Origin of the sequence: Priestia sp. 179-F W1.4 NHS, from assembly GCF_045369295.1 — a bacterium.
Lineage (GTDB): Bacteria > Bacillota > Bacilli > Bacillales > Bacillaceae_H > Priestia > Priestia zanthoxyli.
This window is the reverse complement of the sequence record NZ_JBIQFF010000001.1, coordinates 1181475-1200646: the sequence shown is the minus strand read 5'-3', so window position 1 is coordinate 1200646 and position 19172 is coordinate 1181475. Positions and strand designations below refer to the sequence as shown.

The window sequence follows — 19172 nt, the reverse complement described above, 5'->3', positions numbered from 1 at the left end:
TCTTTGACTACTGTTAATAAAAAGTAGAAACTTTATGTATTTTATCATGCTTTTTGTATTTATGAACATCACTACTACCTAAGCTAGTAATCTTATTCTTGTAATGCCTGAAATCCTCCTTTACAGGTAAAAAAAGAGCGTAAATCCGTTGATTTCCAACAAAATTTATGCTCTTTCTCTAATAGAATTTTCAAGAATTCTCTTTTAATCCGGCCACAAAAAATTTCAGATGTATGATTCCTAAAAAACTATAAGATTATAAACAGCCTTACACAATATCTCGATTCAATTCTTCATCTTTAACCACTTTAATTCTTTCCACTTTCCCTACAAGGAAGATATACGAAAGTGCTCCTAAAAGGGCCAATGCCGCTATGAATACTAGCGCTGGAGCAAAGTTGCCTCCTTTTGCTAAGAAACCAATAACAATTGGAACGATAATAGAAGCTAGACCTCCGATAAAGTTAAAAACTCCGCCTGTTAAACCGACTAAATGTTTAGGCGCTAGCGTTGAGACAAAGACCCATGTAATAGAAGCCAGACCATTTCCAAAAAACGCAATAGCCATAAACATGATAATGAGAGATGTGCTATTTACATAATTGGCTCCGATAATTGAAGTTGATAAAAGCAGACCTACGATAATCGGTGTTTTTCTTGCAATACCTAGTGATACTCCTTTTTTCACTAAGGCGTCAGATACAAAGCCAGATAATAATACTCCTACAAACGCTGCTAAAAACGGAGCTGATGCTAAGAATCCTGATTTTAAGAAATCTAACCCTCTGTATTCCACAAGGTACGTTGGAAACCATGTAAGAAAGAACCATAAAGTAGAGTTGACGGCAAACTGTCCTAAGTAGATGCCCCATAGCTTTCTGTGAGAAAAGGCTTCTTTAAGATTTCCCCATTCGAACTTTGCTCTTTCTCCTTTCGTATCAGCAGCTTTAACTAAGCCTCCGCCTTCTTCGATATGCTGTAATTCTGCTTTATTTACTTTACTATGCTGAGAAGGATCACGATAAAAGATATACCATATAATGCCCCATGCTATACCAATAACCCCTGTAGTAATAAACAAACCTCTCCACCCTAAAAAGTGCTGAATGGTAACTAGTGTAGGTGTTAAAAATGCTAGCCCTGCAAACTGTCCTGAAGTATAAAAAGCAATAGCTGATGCTCTTTCCTGATTTGGAAACCAGCTGGTGACTACTTTATTATTGGTCGGAAAAGCCGGTGCTTCGAATGCTCCTGTAGCTAGACGCAGACCAAAAAGACTCACAAATCCCTTAGTAAATCCTTGCAGCAGCGTAACAATAGACCAGGTAATTAAACTAAAGGCATACGTAGCACGAGCGCCAAAACGGTCAGCCATTACCCCTCCTGGTATTTGTAAAGCAGCATAAGCCCATCCAAAGGCTGAAAATATGAGACCCAGTTCTACTGATGATAGCTTTAGATCTTTGGACATGGCTGTAGCAGCTACAGAAATATTACTTCGATCCATATAGTTGATGACAACGCTTACGAAAATAAATGCTAAAACACGAAATCTAACGCGAGTCGGCTTTTCGCTATACCCCTTCATTCCCTTATCCCCCTGTATATGACTAGTTTAAAAAGAAGATCTGACTGATGGTCATTTATCAATCAGATCTCCCATACTAAAATGGTTTCCCCTTTACCATTCCGCTACAGAACCGTCTTTATGACGCCATACTGGATTACGCCAATTATGACCGATATCAGCCATTTTTCTAACATGGTCTTCATTAATCTCAATACCTAGACCAGGTCCATCAGGAATCTTCACGAATCCTTCTTCATATTTAAATACATGGTTATCAACAATATAATCTAGTAAATCACTGCCTTGGTTATAGTGAATGCCTAAGCTTTGTTCTTGAATAAATGCATTGTGGCACGTTGCATCTACTTGAAGACAAGCGGCTAATGCAATAGGTCCTAACGGGCAATGAGGCGCAGCTGCTACATCAAAGGCTTCAGCCATCGAAATAATTTTCTTACATTCTGTAATTCCTCCTGCATGTGATAAATCGGGCTGTATAATATCAACGTAGCCATCTGTTAAGAGCTTTTTAAACTCCCATTTTGAAAACATTCTTTCTCCCGTCGCAATAGGAATGGATACATGGTTGGCAATTTCTCTTAATGCCTCATTGTTTTCGGGCAAAACCGGCTCCTCGATAAACATTGGACGATAGACCTCTAGTTCTTTAGCTAAAATTTTTGCCATTGGTTTATGTACTCTTCCGTGAAAATCAATACCTATTCCTACATAAGGCCCCACTGCTTCTCTGACAGCAGCGATACGTTCTACTACTTGATCAATTTTTTCATATGAATCCACGTATTGAAGCTCTTCAGTTCCATTCATTTTTACTGCTGTAAATCCTTGTGAGACAACTTCTCTGGCTGCTTCGCCTACATCTGAAGGCCGGTCTCCTCCAATCCACGAATATACTTTAATGGATTCTCTTGCTTTTCCGCCTAATAGTTGATGTACAGGAGCGTCGTAATATTTTCCTTTTATGTCCCACAGAGCTTGGTCAATCCCGGATATGGCACTCATTAAAATAGGTCCGCCTCGATAGAAGCCGCCTCGGTACATAACGTTCCAATGATCTTCAATATTTAATGGATCTTTGCCAATAAGATACTCCATCAGCTCATCTACTGCAGCTTTAACGGTAGAGGCTCTTCCTTCAATAACAGGTTCTCCCCACCCAACAATTCCTTTGTCCGTTTCTATTTTTAAAAATAACCAGCGTGGCGGCACTTGGAACAATTCATAATTAGTAATTTTCATGTACTTTTTCCCCTTTCGTTATACCATTCACTGCGGCTACGTATGCTTTAGCCTTTTGTGTTAGCTCCTGCAGGTATGCATGAGTAATTTCACGATTTGTATCTACTAAAGAACTTCCAATCCCAAACCCTACAGCACCTGCTTCTTCAAATTCTTGAATATTGTCTAAGCTTACTCCTCCTGTTGGAAGAAGTGGAATATGGGGAAGCGGCCCTCGAATATCTTTAATATAGCTAGCACCCAGCCTAGCAGGAAAGACTTTTATAATATCTCCGCCGTTTTCATATGCCGTTAGAATTTCAGTAGGTGAAAAAGCCCCTGGGATACTAACCGCACCGTATCTTTTTGTTAGTTTAATCGTTTCCGTGTTAACAGTTGGAGAAAGGATAAACTTTGCTCCTGCTAAAATAGCTGAACGTGCTGTTTCAGGGTCAAGCACTGTCCCCGCTCCTACTAGCACTTGATCACCTAGTTCTGTAGAAACTTCTTTAATAGCTGAAAGTGCGTCAGGCGAATTTAGAGTAATTTCTATATTTTTTACACCGCCGTCATTAAGCGCAGAGGCAACCTTCACTACGTCCTGCGGTTTGGCTCCTCTAATAATCGCAACGATTTTATGCTCTAATAAATGTGATAAACTATCCGTCATGGGTAAGCCCCTTTCTTTTATCGTATAACGTCTTCTTTTGTAATCGCATTCATAAATTCGTAAAGCTCTTTCTTATCAGGTAAGCCTTCAATATCACCCTCTACGGTGACGACCATAGCCCCTATAGCGCACCCTCTTCTAACTGTTTCTTTTAAAGAAGATTTATCTATTAATCCCGATAGTATCCCAGCGGCGAACCCATCGCCAGCTCCTACTGGATCTATCACTCTAGCAACTTTAAAGCCTTCTACGTAAGCGGATTCATTTTCAGTTGAATAATAAGCTCCTTCCTCACCTAGCTTAATAACGACTAGCTCTGCACCTAATTCATGAAACGCTGATGCAATGTCTTCAGGGTTATCCTTCTCAAATAAAAACTGACCTTCGTTCATTCCTGGTAAGATAATATCCGCATATGTAGCCATTTTAATGAGTGTTTGACGCGCAGTTTCTTCATTCCAAAGCGTCTTGCGTAAATTTGGATCAAACACTATTTTTACACCATTTTTTTTAGCAGCTTTTATCGCTTCAAAAACAGCTTCGTGGCAGGAGTCGCTCAGCGCAGGTGTTATTCCTGTCACGTATAAATATTTGGCAGAAGAGATATACTCTTCATTCATATCATGCGGATTCATAAAGCTTGCTGCTGACCCTTGTCTGTAATAAAACACTTTACTGTTCATTTCATTTGTCTTTTGCTTTAAAAATAGGCCTGTAGGAGCATGATCATCAAATATCACATGTCTTACATCTATTCCTTCTCCTTTTATACTTGAAAGAATACGCTCTCCTAGCTCGTCTTTTCCTAATCGGCTAACCCATCCCGTTTGATAACCTAGTTTTGACAGAGCGATTAACGTATTACTTTCTGCTCCAGCAATTTTCGAAGAAAAGTCTTTAGCATATCTCATTTTTCCATTCGAGTGTGGGGTAAACAGAATCATTGTTTCCCCCATGCTTATCACATCCATTTTACCCCTCTTTTCATTTATCTCTTTGCCTCTTCATATCCAGCGATAAAAGATATATTAGTTGCTGTTTGAAGCAGCCTTTCTACAATAAAGTCTTTATGCTTCAGCATTCTTTCCTTAGGACCAGCTACACTAATAGCAGCTTGAATGCTTCCCTTCGCTCCAAATACAGGTGCAGCAAGGCAAAATAAGCCTTCTTCATTTTCTTCATCATCAATTGCATAGCCCATTTGAATAAAAGAGTCTAAATTGTCATTAAGAACTTTTTTATCTGTAATTGTATAATCCGTAATAGGCAGCAGCTCCGTATGTTCAAGCAGCTGTTCTCGCTGATCTTTAGGAAGAAAAGCTAAAAAGGTTTTTCCTAATCCGGTACAATAGAGCGGCTTTCGGTTGCCAGGCTGAGCAGTTGTTCTAATAGAGCGATTATTATCAATCTTAACCACATAAACCAACTCCCCATCTGACAGCAAAGCCATAAACACCGTTTCTTGAACATCCTCCATCAGTTTCTTTAAATACGGTTTTCCCTCAGAAGAAATATCCAGTGATTCCATAGCCGCTGTTCCAATTTGAATTAGCTTTGGCCCTAGCTTGTACCTCTTTAATGAGTCCTGATTTAAATATCCTTCATTATGAAGGGTTCCCACAAGATTAAACGTACTGCTTTGTGGAAGCGAAAGTAAATCACTAACCTCTTTTACTGTTAACCCCTCGGGATGTTGAGCAATCAATTCAAATACCCTTAATACACGTTCTGCTGATTTTACTGACATGAAGAAATCCTCTCTAAATCACATATGTGATTTTAAATTTTATATATGATTTACTGATTTAAATATTATCATAGCGAGATCATTAATTCAAAATATTTTTACAAATTAAACAAAAATACTTATGGCGGCCCCTAAAAAATGATTAATAAATAGCAATACAAAAAAGCTTACTAAAAGGACCCATAAATCCTTTTAATAAGCTTTTTTCTTTTATAGATACAGATGCCTCTACAGTTTTTCCGTATAGCCTCTTAAATTTCGAATGAGAAAAGAGATCCCCGTCAGTAAACAATTAAGAAACAAATATTTAGTCAGATAGTGTTGAAAACTGTATGTGAAGTAGAAGTATAAGAAGAACACAAAACTAAAATAGAAAATAAACTTTAAATATCTTTTTAAAACTGCGTTATGAGGAGAATTCACGTTGACTACTCCTTTTAAAGTCATATAATAAAATTATTTTTTCAACCTATATTAAAACGTTTTTCTGTGTCATTTTATAAAACAATTAGAAAAATGATAGGTAATGTAGCAAGGCTTAAGGAGGTACTAATTAACGTTGCACTTGATACAAACTCCGGCTCTGTATTAAATTGAAGCGCGTACATAGTTGTATTCGCAGCTGTGGGCATAGCAGCCATAATGATCATAATTTGTTTCACCATCTCATCCACCGGTAACAGAAGCGTTAGTATATAAGCGATAAATGGTGAGATTACAAGCTTGATAGCTAATGAGCATGAAACTTTGGCTTTGGCTAAATTTCTAATTGATATTTTAGCTAGCTGCATGCCCAGTACGATCATGATGGTAGGAATAGCTGCACCAGCTACTAAATCAACCGCTTCTTTTACAGAGTTGCTTAATGGAATATGAAGAAACTGAAATATAGCTCCTAAAAGTCCCCCATACACAATTGGTATCCGTCGGACTGCGTCAATAGCTGATTTTATACCATTTCCATTTGGACTTCCTTTCGCAGCATAGTAAACTCCAACTGTACACATGACCAGTTGCTGTATGACCATGAGAATAATGGCAGAGTCTAAGCCGGTAACGCCAAAAAGTAATAAAACAACAGGTGTACCATAGTTTCCATTATTCATAAATGAAGACGCTAATATCATTCCACAGGTTTCTGAAGTAGAATATCGCTGGAAATAAGCAATAATATAGACGACAGCAATTAATGCAAAGCAAAGGGCAAATGTGTATAACGTAAGATATAAGTAATCAATCGTAAATTTGGTTGTGTAAAATGTTTTGAACACTAGAACTGGAGACATCAAATAAAGTGACATTGTTGAAATCGTTTTGGTATCAAATCCTATTTTCTTTTGTCCAATAAATCCAAGTGCAAAAATCCCGAAAATAGGAAGGAGGATTGTTAGGAACTCCATATTTGTTCACCTTCGTCATTTTTTCTTTGTTATTTTCCAAATGAAAGACCTAGAAAATTAAAAATCTAGGTCTTTCATTTAAACTAATACATTATAAATTTAGAACAATGATACGTTCTTCCGTCATTTCTTCAATTGCATATTTTGGCCCTTCTTTTCCGTTACCGCTCTTTTTCACACCGCCATATGGCATATGGTCAACACGATACGCTGAAGCATCATTTACAATTAACCCGCCTACTTCGATTTCACGAGCTGCTTTCATAGCAAACTGTAAGTCGTTCGTAAAAAGGCCTGCCTGTAACCCATAGTCAGAATCATTTACTTTTGAAATCACTTCATCAATCTCATCATATTGAGCAATAGCTACTACTGGCCCGAATACTTCTTGACGACAAACTTTCATCTCATCATTTACATTAGTCAAAATTGTAGGAAGATAAAAAGCACCGTCACGCTTTCCTCCTAGTTCAATTTTTGCCCCTTCTTCCACCGCTTCTTTTACCCATTCTTCCACTCGCTCTGCTTCTTTAAGACGAATCATAGGTCCAATATCGGTTCGCTCATCCATTGGATTGCCGACTACTAACTTTTCTGTTTTTTCTTTTAGCTTATTAACAAAAGCAGTATAAATATTCGTATGAACATAAATTCGTTGAACGGAAATGCAAACCTGTCCTGCGTTATTAAAGCTTTTTTGAGAAATTAAAGATGCAGCTTTTTCTAAATCAGCGTCTTTATGTACGACAGTAGCCGAATTATTTCCTAGTTCAAGTGAAACTTTACGTAAACCTGCCTTAGATCGGATAAGCTCTCCTACTCTTGGGCTTCCTGTAAAAGTAAACATATTAACATCTTGGTTTTCTAATAACCATTCACCAATCTCTGCTCCATCTCCAGTCAATACTTGAAGGCGCCCTTTTGGCAGGCCTGCTTCTTCCATTAACTCAGCTAGCTTGAGCGCACAAATTGGAGTGACTTCAGCAGGCTTTAATACTACGCTATTCCCAGCTGCGATTGCCGGTCCAAGTTTATGACAAACTAGATTGATAGGTACATTAAACGGTGTGATAGCTGCAACAACTCCAACCGGGACTTTTACTGTAAAAGCCATACGATTCTCTGAGCCTTGAGCTGATTCAACAGGCACACCTTCTCCATGAATACGCTTTGCCTCTTCCGCTGAAATTTGTAAAGTTGTAGCCGCGCGCTCAACTTCTCCGCGAGATTCACGAATAGACTTTCCAACTTCAGTAGCCAAAATTTCAGCAAATTCTTCTTGACGGCTTAGTAATAGCTCAGCTGCTTTCATTAATACCTCGTAGCGTTCATATGGTGAAAAAGTGTTTTTTAACGCCTCTTTCGCGCTGGCCACAGCTTTATTTACATCATCTTTTGTAGCTACTGAGATTTCAGCTGCAGGCTGCTGCGTATATTTATTTAAGACTTCCATTTTTTCTGCTGTTGTTTCCCATTCCCCGTTTACATATAAACCATATTGTTTGACTTGAGTTAAACTTGTCATTATCTCCACATCCCCAATTGTATTAGCGTTTTATCTTGTAAGCTCAATATTGTAATGATATTTATCACTGCGATATTTTGTTACCGTAAATTCAAGTGGCTTATCATCAAAACCATAACTTACTCGTGTCATTTCAAGTAAGGCTTCTCCGCCTCGTATGCCTAACAGATCGGCTTCATAAATCGTTGCATTAATCGCAGATATCTTCTCTTTAGCTCGTTTTAAGAAGATTTCATTCTCTTCTAGTACTTCATAAAATTTTGCACGATTTAAATCTTGTTCAACTAATATTTCTCCAATATGCAGAGGCCAGCAAGAACGTTCAATCGCAATAGGCACTTCATCGGCAAAACGAATTCGTTCAATAACTAAAACCTCTTCTCCAGCGTCCAATTCCAGCATGGAAGTTTCATGATACAAATCTTTTTTAAAATCAGTACGAATGAGTTTTGAATTTGGTGTTAATCCTTTTTCTGCTACTTCTTCTGCTAGTCCTTTAAGCTTGCCTAAGCTGCCGCCGATAAGTGGCTGAGGCTTTACGATTGTCCCCCTGCCTTGTTTTTTTTCCAGCAGCCCGTCCTGTACTAGCATAGAAATAGCTTGTCTTAAGGTAGTACGGCTTACATCGAATTCTTGCATTAATTCTTGTTCTGTTGGAATTAACGTATTGGGCTTCCAAGTTTTCTCTTGTATACGTTTAATTAAGACATCTTTTACTTGAAGATAAAGCGCGATATTTTTATTAGAACCTATTGTATCTTTCATGTTCTCAAACTCCTTTTAAGTTAGCGTTTGGTATTATTATATAGTATTGGCTAACTTTTACTGTAGCAGAGAAGTAGGATCTTCTTAGACATACACCTTTGTTTCTAAATTAAGCATACGCCCTAGTTCAATTAGATGTTCTGTCACATCACCATACACTAGTGCAAAGTGAGGCTCATACCCCGCGTGCATAAGTTCATAGAGTGTGTCTGATGCATTTGTCTCCAGTTCCACTTCTACAGATGTACCTGTAAAAGGCTGCTCTACATCTAATGCATTTCCTTTCATCACTAGAAGACGATACCCATCAGGCGTATGACTTACCCTGAAGATCGTTACTTCTCCTGCTTTTAATCCAAAATCCATCGCAAAACCGATTTTTCTGTTAGGATGTACCCCTGCTGTTGCTCCGGTAGAAGGGTTGGCAAGCGAATATGCTCCTGCACCGCAGTGCCAAAAAACAACTGAGTTTTTTTCTTCGTCTATGTGAACTAAATCCCCTAGGTAAGGTGCATTTCCGCCTGCTAACTCACGCAGGATAAACATGGAGATTGATCCGTGAATATCCGATTCACAGGATGTCACCATTCCGTCCTCCGTAAACTGAGATAAAGTTGAGCACGGAGCAGCTCCTAAATCATTAAAGAAATCGGGCCAACATCGCATAGCTAATGCATCTAACTTTTCACTTTGAATGTGCTTTTTAATATAAGTGGAAAATTGAGCAAATTTAGCAACGGTTTCATCGTTTCGATTTAAACCAATCACCTGCTTTTCTGCCCGCTCAACTTCCCCTATCCATTCGTGTTCTGGAAGCTTTACGCACTCTTTAAACGCTTCTTGTAAATCCATCTTATGAAGCGTTACGCCAAGTGCGCTTTTTAATTCATCTTCGTTAGCTTGTGAAAAGAAGAATCCCGGCGGATAATCTCCCACTACCCCAATTTTTAATTCATTTAATGCTTTTAACACGCGCATAACGTTAATTTGTCTTAATAGACGATCCTGCAACGCTTTCTCATCTGGATTTCCAAATACAAACGCAAACGGATGCTGATGATTACGCAGCACATTACTGGTGCTATTTCCGCCTGTTAGAGAGTTTAAACGTAAACGTCCCCCTACACTTGGCTCACGTACGGACCAAACAATTACAGGCTGTTTAAAATACTCCAATATCTTAACCATAAATTCACCGTCGGCAAACGTAACGCTTTGATATAAGACGGTATCAATCTTATCCCCTTTAATTGAATCAAGAAATCCCTGTAATTCTTCAACTGATGTTATAATTTGCTCCGGCGCGATAAGAGTACTGCAGTTGCCGTTCAGCCACTCCATACTTTTTTGACGATACATTTCAGCTGCTTCAATATCAAATGTTTTTCTACCTATAGGCACATATAAAACTGTTGTATTTTGCATATAGAGTTCCCCTTGTCGTAAAACTATTTGTTATAACCATTTTAAAATACATCATTACCTTTATCAACACTATTTTCCGTTTGACTACATTTCTTATATAAATAGCTCTTAAATTAGATGTGAATTAGTTTAGAAAACAACTCACTCCATATAGATTTTTTACGGTAAAATACAGGTGGATAACCTAATGGCGCCTGAACAGTGACCGATCCTCCTGTGTACTCTTCACCGCTCCATACATGGACCCACTGATCTTCTGGTAAATATACTTCCCACTCTGTTTGATTTTCTTGATGAACCGGCGCAACAAGTACATCTTCACCAAATAAATATTGGTATTGAATATCATATGTTTTTTCATCTTCTTCATAGTGCATAAACAAAGGTCGCTGAACAGGAATTCCGCGTCGCGCATTTTCTTCTACAAGTGATCTAATATAAGGTGCCATCGTTACATAAATATTAGACATTCTTGCTAAATGCTCTAGTGTCTCCTCATCACCATCAAACTGAAAACAATCATCAGGACGGTTTCCTTCATGTGTTCTCATCATAGGCGTGAAGGCTCCCATTTCTGCCCATCTCATCAGAAGCTCTTTTGAACGTTTATTACCATGTAGACTTGTGTACCCTCCAATATCACTATGGTGTAAGCCACAGCCACTCATTCCTGATGATAAAGCTGCAGGAATAACAGAAGCCAAACCATCATCTAGCGACCAATCTACACTTTGATCTCCGCCCCAAAGAAGCGTACAGTATTTTTGTATGCCCGTATATCCAGCGCGCATAAAGTATACAATTTCACCAAGTTTTCCTGCTTCTGATACCGCTTCATAGTTCGCTTTTGCCCACATTGTCGGCCAAGCATTATGCATAATCTTAGCGTCAACTCCATTTTTGAGCACAACATCCGTTGGTAAGTATTCGCCAAAGTCGGCCATCCATCCGTCTAATCCAAAATCAATCATGTTCTCTTTAATAACTTGTTTATACCATTGGGTAGCCTCTTCGTTGGTAAAATCCACAACTCCGCAATAAAATTCACCGAAATCCACTAAATACGTATTTCCCTCTGTATTTAATGCTAAGTATCCTTTATCTTCAGCTTCCTTATATAAATCACCTTCAATGGCTACATATGGATTAATGTAACCTAGAAAACGAATATCATTTTCTTTCCACTCTGCAATTTTTTTATCTAACTCCGGGTATTCACTCTCGTTCCATTTCCAATTCCACATTAAACGTTTACCAAAAGAAGTAATACGTTTGCCCTGCCAATCTTGGCACCATACTCCAGATACTTTCATACCTTTTGCTAAAACTTTTTCTAATTTTTGTTCAACAACATCTGTACCACCTTGAATACCTAAAACCACGCCGTTATATACCCAGTCTGGTAGCTCGGGCTGTCTTCCGAATAAACCTGTAATTTTTTCAACTAATTCAAGGTACGTCTCCGCCGTTTCAAACAGCATATATTCAGGTACTTCCCAAACCTGCAGTTCATGGAATGTCTCATTGCGAAAGTCAAAGTCCGCGTATGCCGTTGTTTCAACATGACAATAGTACTTTTTACTAGATACATATGTAGGCTGAGGAAAGTTGGTATTATAATAATCTCCTCCAGCCTTATCAACTACATCAGCTTGCCATGTTACGTATGTCTGTTTGTTTCTTCCTACGCCCGGCTCAGATGTCCATAAAGGAAAGTTTTTTCCTCTCATATTAAAATGAGAAAGTTGTTCTCCGCATCCATATACTTTCTCTTGTTTATCTGCAGCTACTCGTAACCAAAAGCGGTTAATGTTCGCATCGTGTTTTTGGTATTCTACTTTTAGACGATTCTCTTCTTCTTTAACTATAAGAGACAGCATGTTATCTCCATTTTTATAGTTAGAAAAATCTATTTTATATGCGCCTTCTACTTCTTCAACAGCTGCGTAGCGAAGAGCTGCACGTTCAGTAACGTAATCTTTAATATCAAAGTTACCTCTATACATTTCAATCGTTTCTTCTCCATAACCAACAAACAGCATTGGTTTTTGTATGGTATGCTGAAGTAGAGCTACACCGTTAAGAGCCACTTCAAATCCATCTTGTAAGATCTCCACATTTACCCCTTTAGTTACGTTTAAGGTACCTGACATTTTTCTCTCTCCCATCAATTAATAGAGCCTAGCCTTTTGTCTAACATTCATGCGCTCTATTGATAAACTTTAATATTTTCTCCTTTTATACCGGGATGTGCGCCTTTATTGATTAATTGCTCTCTTTCAGGATGAGCAATTAACCATTTATTTTTCATAAACAATAATTCATCTTCTTTTGTTCTTTTTTGAATACTAGTTGATAACGGATCATTTGTTCCTTTAGGTAAAATGACGATTGTTTTAAACCCTTCATTATTGACCTTACAAGGAGCAAAATGTAATGTCGTACCATACAATTCAACTGCTGTTCCTTCAGGTACAAAGAAAGCGATTACATCACTTGAATTAAAAAAGTTATTTTCAACTCCCTGTACCTTACCTAATAAAAGAACCATATCCGTTATAGCGATATTAATTTCACTGCTTTTATGATACTCAAGACCATTTAAGGTTGAATTAGGACCATTACAATATCCAATTTGAATAGGCATCTCACCATAAAAAGCTTCTTGAAGCTGATCTTTAATAATGGTGTTTTCCATCTCAGTAACGGATGCTAGGTATACATTCTGATCTTGAGGAATAGTTAAACTATCCATATATGTTTCTAGTTCACTAAAATTGTATTCATTAATTACCTTTCCATAAGGCTTAAATTTGCTGTCCTCTATATGATAAAAAGATACATGTTTATTTAAGTCTTTCATGTATTGAAAGCTGCTCAACGTTTTCTTCTCTCCTTTTGCTATATAAAAAGCCCCTCCAAGAAGATAATAAGATTCTAAGAGGCGCCTTTTATAAAATACATATGTTTATTTTAAGACAGGAGCTTCTGTGACTGTATTATCCCAAGCGTTGCGGAATTTGTTTAAACCATAGTCTGTGAACGCATGCTGGAAGCTTTCTTTATATACATCAAATCCGCAAGTCACAATATGCGCACCAGCTTTTGCCGCATCTACAATTTGTTTACCATTACGTAAAGCAGCAACAATGATTTCTGTGTTGTAATCGTAGTTTTTATAGATATTGACAATATCCTGAATGTATTGAGTTGTATCATCCCCGCTATTTTCTTTCCAGCCGACAAATGGAGATACAAATTTAGCTCCAATTCTTGCAGGCTGAAGTGCTTGTGATGGCGAGAAGACAAGAGTGACGTTAGTAGAAATACCTTGTTTTTCAAATTCCTTTGCTGCAATTAAGCCAGGCTCTGTGCATGGAATTTTAATAACAAAGTTTGACGATAATTTAGCAATCTTTGTCCCTTCTTCCACCATATCTTTAGCATTATCTAAATGAGGATTAATTTCCACTGAAATTGGGAAATTTTCGACTCCTTTAAACTCACTTGCAAATTCATCTAGAACTGTTAAAAATGGTTTACCGCTGTTCATAATGTGGCGAGGGTTTGTTGTAACTCCATCAATTGCCCAGTTTTCATACGCGTAACGAATTTCCTCTAAAATTGCACTATCTAAAAAATACTTCATCTTTATACCTCCAGTTAAGTGACTATTACCTCCAAAAGATAATGACCTTTATATAATTTGTAATAACCTTTGTATTTATAATATGAAAACGCCACCAATATTTCAAGTACTTTTTGCTAGATTATTAAATTAATTTTGTATTTCGTCCATTTTACCTATCATCTTACATTGGTATTCTATTTTTACTTTTAGCAAGATCGGCTACGATTTTATTGTATTTTTCATCTGAAAGTTTATAAAAGAAAAACATGACAATAATCGTTGCAATGGCTAATGCACTTGGATAAATAAACATTAACCCTCTGATTCCCTCCAGTACATTTGCACTTTGCACCGCGTTTGGAACGTAACCCACAACTCCTAACACAACGCCAGGAATAAAACCTGCAAGCGCTTGAGAAAGTTTACGGAAGAACGTAAAGAAAGAATACACAACACCTTCAGATCGATTTCCAGTCTTCCATTCGCCATACTCTACAGCATCAGAAACTAATGCCCAGTTCAAACTGTTTACAAATGAGCTTCCGAAGAAAGCAAAGCAAGCTAATGTAATAAAGATCACTGCGTTATCTGCAAAAACATAAGCTAAAATGTCTCCTACAGCCCAAATCGCGCACCCTAATATGTACGTAGATTTCTTTCCAATTTTTTTAACCATGAAAGGAACCATTGCTACGCCGATAAATACACAGCCGATACTAAAAAAGCCCATATAAGGAACGATTGCTACATTTTTTAAAACGTACTGACAAAAATAGACTTGTACAGCAAGCTTGACGTTAAAAGCTGAGAAGGTAAACAAATTAACTAAACAAAGAATGAGTAAAGGCGTATTCTTAAAAAGCCCTTTATAGCTGTCAGTCAGCTTTACATTTGTGTTTTGGGGTTTTTCATAAACATATCTTTCTTTTACATTGGCATAACAATAGACTTGTAATAAAACGCCCAAAAATGCAAAAATAGATACAGCCACTAAATAACCAGTAGATTGATTGTTAAACATTAAGACAATCGGCATAAACCCTACAGTTGTAATAAGAAGACCTAAATTTGAGCCTGCTTGTCTAAATGATGCCATTTCTGCTCGTTCAACAGGATCTTTTGTCATCGCAGGTACCATTGATCCATAAGGAATATTTGAAATGCTATAAATCGTTCCAAATGCCATATACGTTACATATGCCCATATAATCTTTCCGGTTATTGAAAAATCAGGATTAGTAAAGCTGACTATCGTTATCAAAGCAAGCGGTATTGCAGCATAGAGAAAGAATGGTCTAAATTTGCCTTTAGGGCCTATCTTCTTACGGTTATCAATCCAAGTACCTACTGTAATATCAGCGAACGCATCCCATATTTTCGTAATTAAAAATACTAAACCTGCTGTTGCAGAAGGCAAGCCTAACGCGTCGGTATAAAACTTCAGCAAATAAATTTGACCCAAGTCTAACATAAAGTTATTTCCTACATCTCCCAATCCATAAGCAACCTTCTCTTTAAGTCTTAGTTTCTTAGGCGTATTAATTGAATGTTCTACATTTTGAACCAATGGCTGTTCCATAAGTTCTCCCCCTTTGATTAACACATTTTAAGACTTCACATTAAACATGCATCACACAGAAGATTACAATTTTGATAGACTTCAAAATTGTAATCTCCTCTAGGCCGATACTAAAATCACCTCCCTCTTCATAACATCACAACGTTTTTAAAAAAGTTACTACCTTTTTATTTATAATATGAAAACGCATACAAATTATCAAGTGTTTTTTTTATTTTATTTTATTTACAAAAGGCTGAATAATAATAACAATAAATCTATAGATGTCCCTGGAGGAATAAGGATTCTTTTTGGGTTGTGTGTCGGAAAGAATGGTTATGTACACTAGTTTTATATAGGATATAAAGAACTTTCCAAAGAATAATTATGATAAAATGGGGTTAAAAGGAATTTAAAAATTAAAAGAGGTAAAATCAATTTGGGAAGAAATTTTGTTATAACGTTATTCATTTGTGTATTAAGTATTCTACTGAAAATTATAATGCTTGTTCTAAATTTAAATGGCATTTACGTGCAAGGCACCAACTTTTCTCAGGACACTATTGACCTTATTATAAATACCGTAATCTTATTATTCGTTACCAAGATTATTATGTATAAACTAAAAGATAAAACGTTAAAAACCCTTACTGTTATATGTTCGACCTTTCTCATAGTAAGTAATTTTTGCTGGTGGCTGCTTATAGATAGTGATACTGCATACACTACTTTTGATTCTCCTAGCAGGAATGAAGAAGCTTTTGTGGTTAAAGAAACGCGTCATAGTGAGGTCTATCAACTGTTGGAATTTAAATTATTATCAAAAAAACTTGTGGATATTCGTGGTGATGATGGTTACAGAATGTTTTACGAGGATAACTACAAATTAGAATGGATAGATCATAACAAATTGAAAATTCATTATCTATTTGATCCAATAAGTCCGAGTGTTTATAAGGATGTAACTGTTACATACAAGGAATATTAAATATCTAGATATACTAACAGCCTTTAGATTTGCCAATCTAAAGGCTGTTTTGATTGTTGAAACAGGTATTACATTAGCTTCAACTTATTTTTCCACTTCTTCCAAAGTAGCTTTAATATCACATTATAAATCTTATTGTTTTAAAAAGAGTATTCCTAAAAATATCCTAATAAAAAATAAGTTTGATCGATAACACAAAAGAATTAGTCAGTATTACAAGAGTTCCTTTTGATAGCAATAGCACTCATGCACTCTCTCATATTCACGAATCACCCTTTCCTTTTCAGCTCCTGTATAATGGGCAAATGCCTGAACTGGCTGTAAATAGTGGAATGAGCTACTAATTGCTTTTTTTATTTCGGTAGATGTTTCAAGAAATACATGTAAATAGGATGTCGTTTCTTTAAAATTGTTTTTTAAATACCATTTATTTACCCAGTAATCATCCCTAGTCCACGCTTCAAAATAAGTAATTCCTAGCTTTCTAACTCGATTTTCTACTTCAAAAGCAGTTGATTAGCAATACCTTTACGACGAAAATCTGGGTGAACAGCAAGATGCCAAATCATACCTCCAAACCCGCTCTCTAAATCAGAACAAACCGTGCCTTTTTGAGATTCACATTCAACATCAATAAGTCCCACAATTTGCTTATTGTCTACAGCCACTAGCTCAACAGCTGAATTTTTATATTTCTCTTTGACTCTAAGAACGTTATCAAAATAAGCAGTGTCCAAGAACGATAATACTCTACACCGAAGCCATTCAGTTTCATCTGTTTCTTTATAATCTCTTATATACAAGAAAATCCTCCTAAACTTATTAATTGCTTAAGAAGACTCTTTCTTTTATCATTATTAAAATCCCTTGTTAATAATGAAAGTTTTATTTAATCAGATAGGAAGATATTCTTGCAGCTCCTCTCCTATCTGACTAAATTTAAAGTGAATAATTCTGTTCTTATTTGTTAACAAATAACGTATTACTACTTTAAAAATTAATACGTTTTAAACATACTGTAAAAATAGTATGTTTAAACGGAATACTTTCTAAAGAGATACTTCCACCCATTTGTTCAATTAACCTCTTCGTAATAGTTAATCCTAATCCACTTCCTTGGTAGCGACTGTTCCTTGAGTCTTCTAGCGTATACATTCGCTCAAAAACTCGTTCTTTATGTACTTCATCTATTCCTTTTCCTCTATCTGATATTTCTATATAGATATTATCTTTATCTGTTCTAAGCTTTAAACCTATCATTTTACCATCCGAACCATACTGAATTGCATTAGAAATTAAATTATTAAGAACCCTTTCAATTGCACTTTCATCTCCTCTAACAAAGAGGGATTCTTCTGGTATTTCAATAGATACTTCAAATTCTTTATTGATTAAAATTTCGTAGTAATCCAATATTATTTTCCGGCTAATTTCGCATATATCAATTCTCGAAAAGCTTAATTTCTTGTCTCCGGATTCAAGCTTTACAAGTTCGAAAAAACGATTTATTAACTCTAGCACCTCTAAGGTTTTTAAATTAACGGTTTTTAACAAACTCATCATTTTTTCTGTACTTAGACTTTTATCATTATTTATAATTTCAATATAACCTAAAATGACTGTTAGAGGTGTTTTTAAATCGTGAGAAATATTTGATAGCATTTTTCTTATTGAACGTTCTACGTTATGGTAATCTGCCACTGTCTTTTGATTGTGTTCTAGAAGACGGTTTATTTGTTTCAATAAAGACTTCATCTGATTATTGTCTGTATATAATAATAGTCTTTCACTTGTTTCTTCATCAATAATAGCTTTGAGCTTACTTTCTATGTATCTCACTTCTGCTTTATGTTTTAATCGCCTATGAATTAGAAATATGTTTATACAAATAGAACAGGCCAATAAGATGACGACCAGGTAAAACATTTTTATAAATCCCCCAATTTATAACCTATTCCCCATAAAGTCTTTATGTACGTTGGATGAGAGGGATTGTCTTCAATTTTTTCTCGAAGTCTTCTAATATGAACATTAATTACGTTTTCATCTCCATGATATTCATCCTCCCATACGGCTTTATACAGTTGTGATTTCGTGTATACATGAGTAGGATTGGAAATGAATACTTTTAGGATGTTAAATTCTTTTGCTGTGAGGCTAATATCCTTATCAAGCTTTTTCACAGAAAAGCTGTCCATATCAATACTTATATCTCCTATTTTTATGACCTTGCTTTGACTTTCTTTTTTTAACTGCGATGAGTGCATATAATGTAATTCTCTTCTTATAATCGCTTTAATTCTCGCTAATAATTCAATCATAGAGAACGGTTTAGCAATATAATCATCAGCACCAAAACCTAGTCCAAGTGCTTTGTCTACGTCTTCGTCTTTTGCAGACATAATAAGAACAGGAACCATACTTTTAGAACGAATTATTTTTAAACATTCCATGCCATCCACTTTGGGCAGCATAAGATCAAGTAAAATAACGTCATATGTTTGTACATTAAGTATTTCTAAAGCTTCCTCGCCATCAAAAACAGCGGTGACTTCATATCCTTCTTTTACTAACCCCTCTTTAACCATCTCACTTATAAATGGGTCGTCTTCTACAATTAGTATCTTGTGACTCAACACTTTCCACTCCTAAAA

At 36.3% G+C, this 19172-nt stretch carries 15 protein-coding genes and 1 pseudogene; all 16 read right to left on the bottom strand.

Annotated elements, in window-relative coordinates; genetic code table 11:
• Positions 1 to 268: 268 nt before the first annotated feature.
• The 16 genes and pseudogenes from ACH0CI_RS06255 to ACH0CI_RS06180 all read right to left on the bottom strand — a co-directional run bounded on the left by ACH0CI_RS06255 (position 269) and on the right by ACH0CI_RS06180 (position 19154).
• The gene (locus ACH0CI_RS06255) at positions 269 to 1588 is read right to left on the bottom strand and encodes a D-galactonate transporter (protein WP_028409933.1); all 1320 of its coding nucleotides are present in this window, start codon (positions 1586 to 1588) and stop codon (positions 269 to 271) included.
• A gap of 93 nt (positions 1589 to 1681) precedes the next feature.
• Entirely contained in the window at positions 1682 to 2830 is a 1149-nt protein-coding gene (dgoD, locus tag ACH0CI_RS06250) for a galactonate dehydratase (RefSeq protein ID WP_406901051.1), read from the bottom strand.
• Positions 2817 to 3479 (bottom strand): bifunctional 4-hydroxy-2-oxoglutarate aldolase/2-dehydro-3-deoxy-phosphogluconate aldolase, encoded by a 663-nt coding sequence (locus tag ACH0CI_RS06245; protein WP_335707757.1) that lies wholly within the window; start codon positions 3477 to 3479, stop codon positions 2817 to 2819. Before ACH0CI_RS06245 ends, dgoD begins: the two co-directional genes overlap by 14 nt.
• 17 nt (positions 3480 to 3496) lie before the next feature.
• Entirely contained in the window at positions 3497 to 4450 is a 954-nt protein-coding gene (locus ACH0CI_RS06240; protein WP_406901050.1) for a sugar kinase, read from the bottom strand.
• A gap of 17 nt (positions 4451 to 4467) precedes the next feature.
• A complete protein-coding gene (locus ACH0CI_RS06235) occupies positions 4468 to 5226 on the bottom strand; it encodes an IclR family transcriptional regulator (RefSeq protein ID WP_045295244.1) in 759 nt (252 codons plus the stop codon).
• Positions 5227 to 5723: 497 nt separating this feature from the next.
• Entirely contained in the window at positions 5724 to 6626 is a 903-nt protein-coding gene (locus ACH0CI_RS06230; protein WP_335708028.1) for an AEC family transporter, read from the bottom strand.
• Between the two features lie 91 nt (positions 6627 to 6717).
• Complete coding sequence (locus ACH0CI_RS06225; protein ID WP_406901049.1) at positions 6718 to 8151, bottom strand: aldehyde dehydrogenase family protein; 1434 nt, start codon at positions 8149 to 8151, stop codon at positions 6718 to 6720.
• Between the two features lie 30 nt (positions 8152 to 8181).
• Positions 8182 to 8916: a GntR family transcriptional regulator gene (locus ACH0CI_RS06220; RefSeq protein ID WP_335708026.1), complete on the bottom strand. Its 735-nt coding sequence runs from the start codon at positions 8914 to 8916 to the stop codon at positions 8182 to 8184.
• 84 nt (positions 8917 to 9000) lie between these two features.
• Positions 9001 to 10341 (bottom strand): sulfoquinovose isomerase, encoded by a 1341-nt coding sequence (gene sftI, locus ACH0CI_RS06215; RefSeq protein WP_406901048.1) that lies wholly within the window; start codon positions 10339 to 10341, stop codon positions 9001 to 9003.
• Between the two features lie 113 nt (positions 10342 to 10454).
• Positions 10455 to 12494, bottom strand: a complete 2040-nt coding sequence (locus ACH0CI_RS06210; RefSeq protein ID WP_406901047.1) for an alpha-glucosidase — start codon at positions 12492 to 12494, stop codon at positions 10455 to 10457.
• A gap of 56 nt (positions 12495 to 12550) precedes the next feature.
• Complete coding sequence (locus ACH0CI_RS06205; protein ID WP_406901046.1) at positions 12551 to 13222, bottom strand: DUF4867 family protein; 672 nt, start codon at positions 13220 to 13222, stop codon at positions 12551 to 12553.
• An 87-nt stretch (positions 13223 to 13309) separates the two neighbouring features.
• Positions 13310 to 13990, bottom strand: coding sequence for a transaldolase family protein (locus tag ACH0CI_RS06200; protein ID WP_014458886.1), 681 nt, complete (start codon positions 13988 to 13990; stop codon positions 13310 to 13312).
• Between the two features lie 163 nt (positions 13991 to 14153).
• Positions 14154 to 15551: a glycoside-pentoside-hexuronide (GPH):cation symporter gene (locus ACH0CI_RS06195; protein WP_028414827.1), complete on the bottom strand. Its 1398-nt coding sequence runs from the start codon at positions 15549 to 15551 to the stop codon at positions 14154 to 14156.
• Positions 15552 to 16731: 1180 nt separating this feature from the next.
• Positions 16732 to 17327, bottom strand: a pseudogene (locus ACH0CI_RS06190) (GNAT family N-acetyltransferase).
• 181 nt (positions 17328 to 17508) lie between these two features.
• Complete coding sequence (locus ACH0CI_RS06185; protein ID WP_406901045.1) at positions 17509 to 18444, bottom strand: sensor histidine kinase; 936 nt, start codon at positions 18442 to 18444, stop codon at positions 17509 to 17511.
• Between the two features lie 2 nt (positions 18445 to 18446).
• Positions 18447 to 19154, bottom strand: a complete 708-nt coding sequence (locus ACH0CI_RS06180; RefSeq protein WP_208733027.1) for a response regulator transcription factor — start codon at positions 19152 to 19154, stop codon at positions 18447 to 18449.
• Between the last annotated feature and the right edge of the window lie 18 nt (positions 19155 to 19172).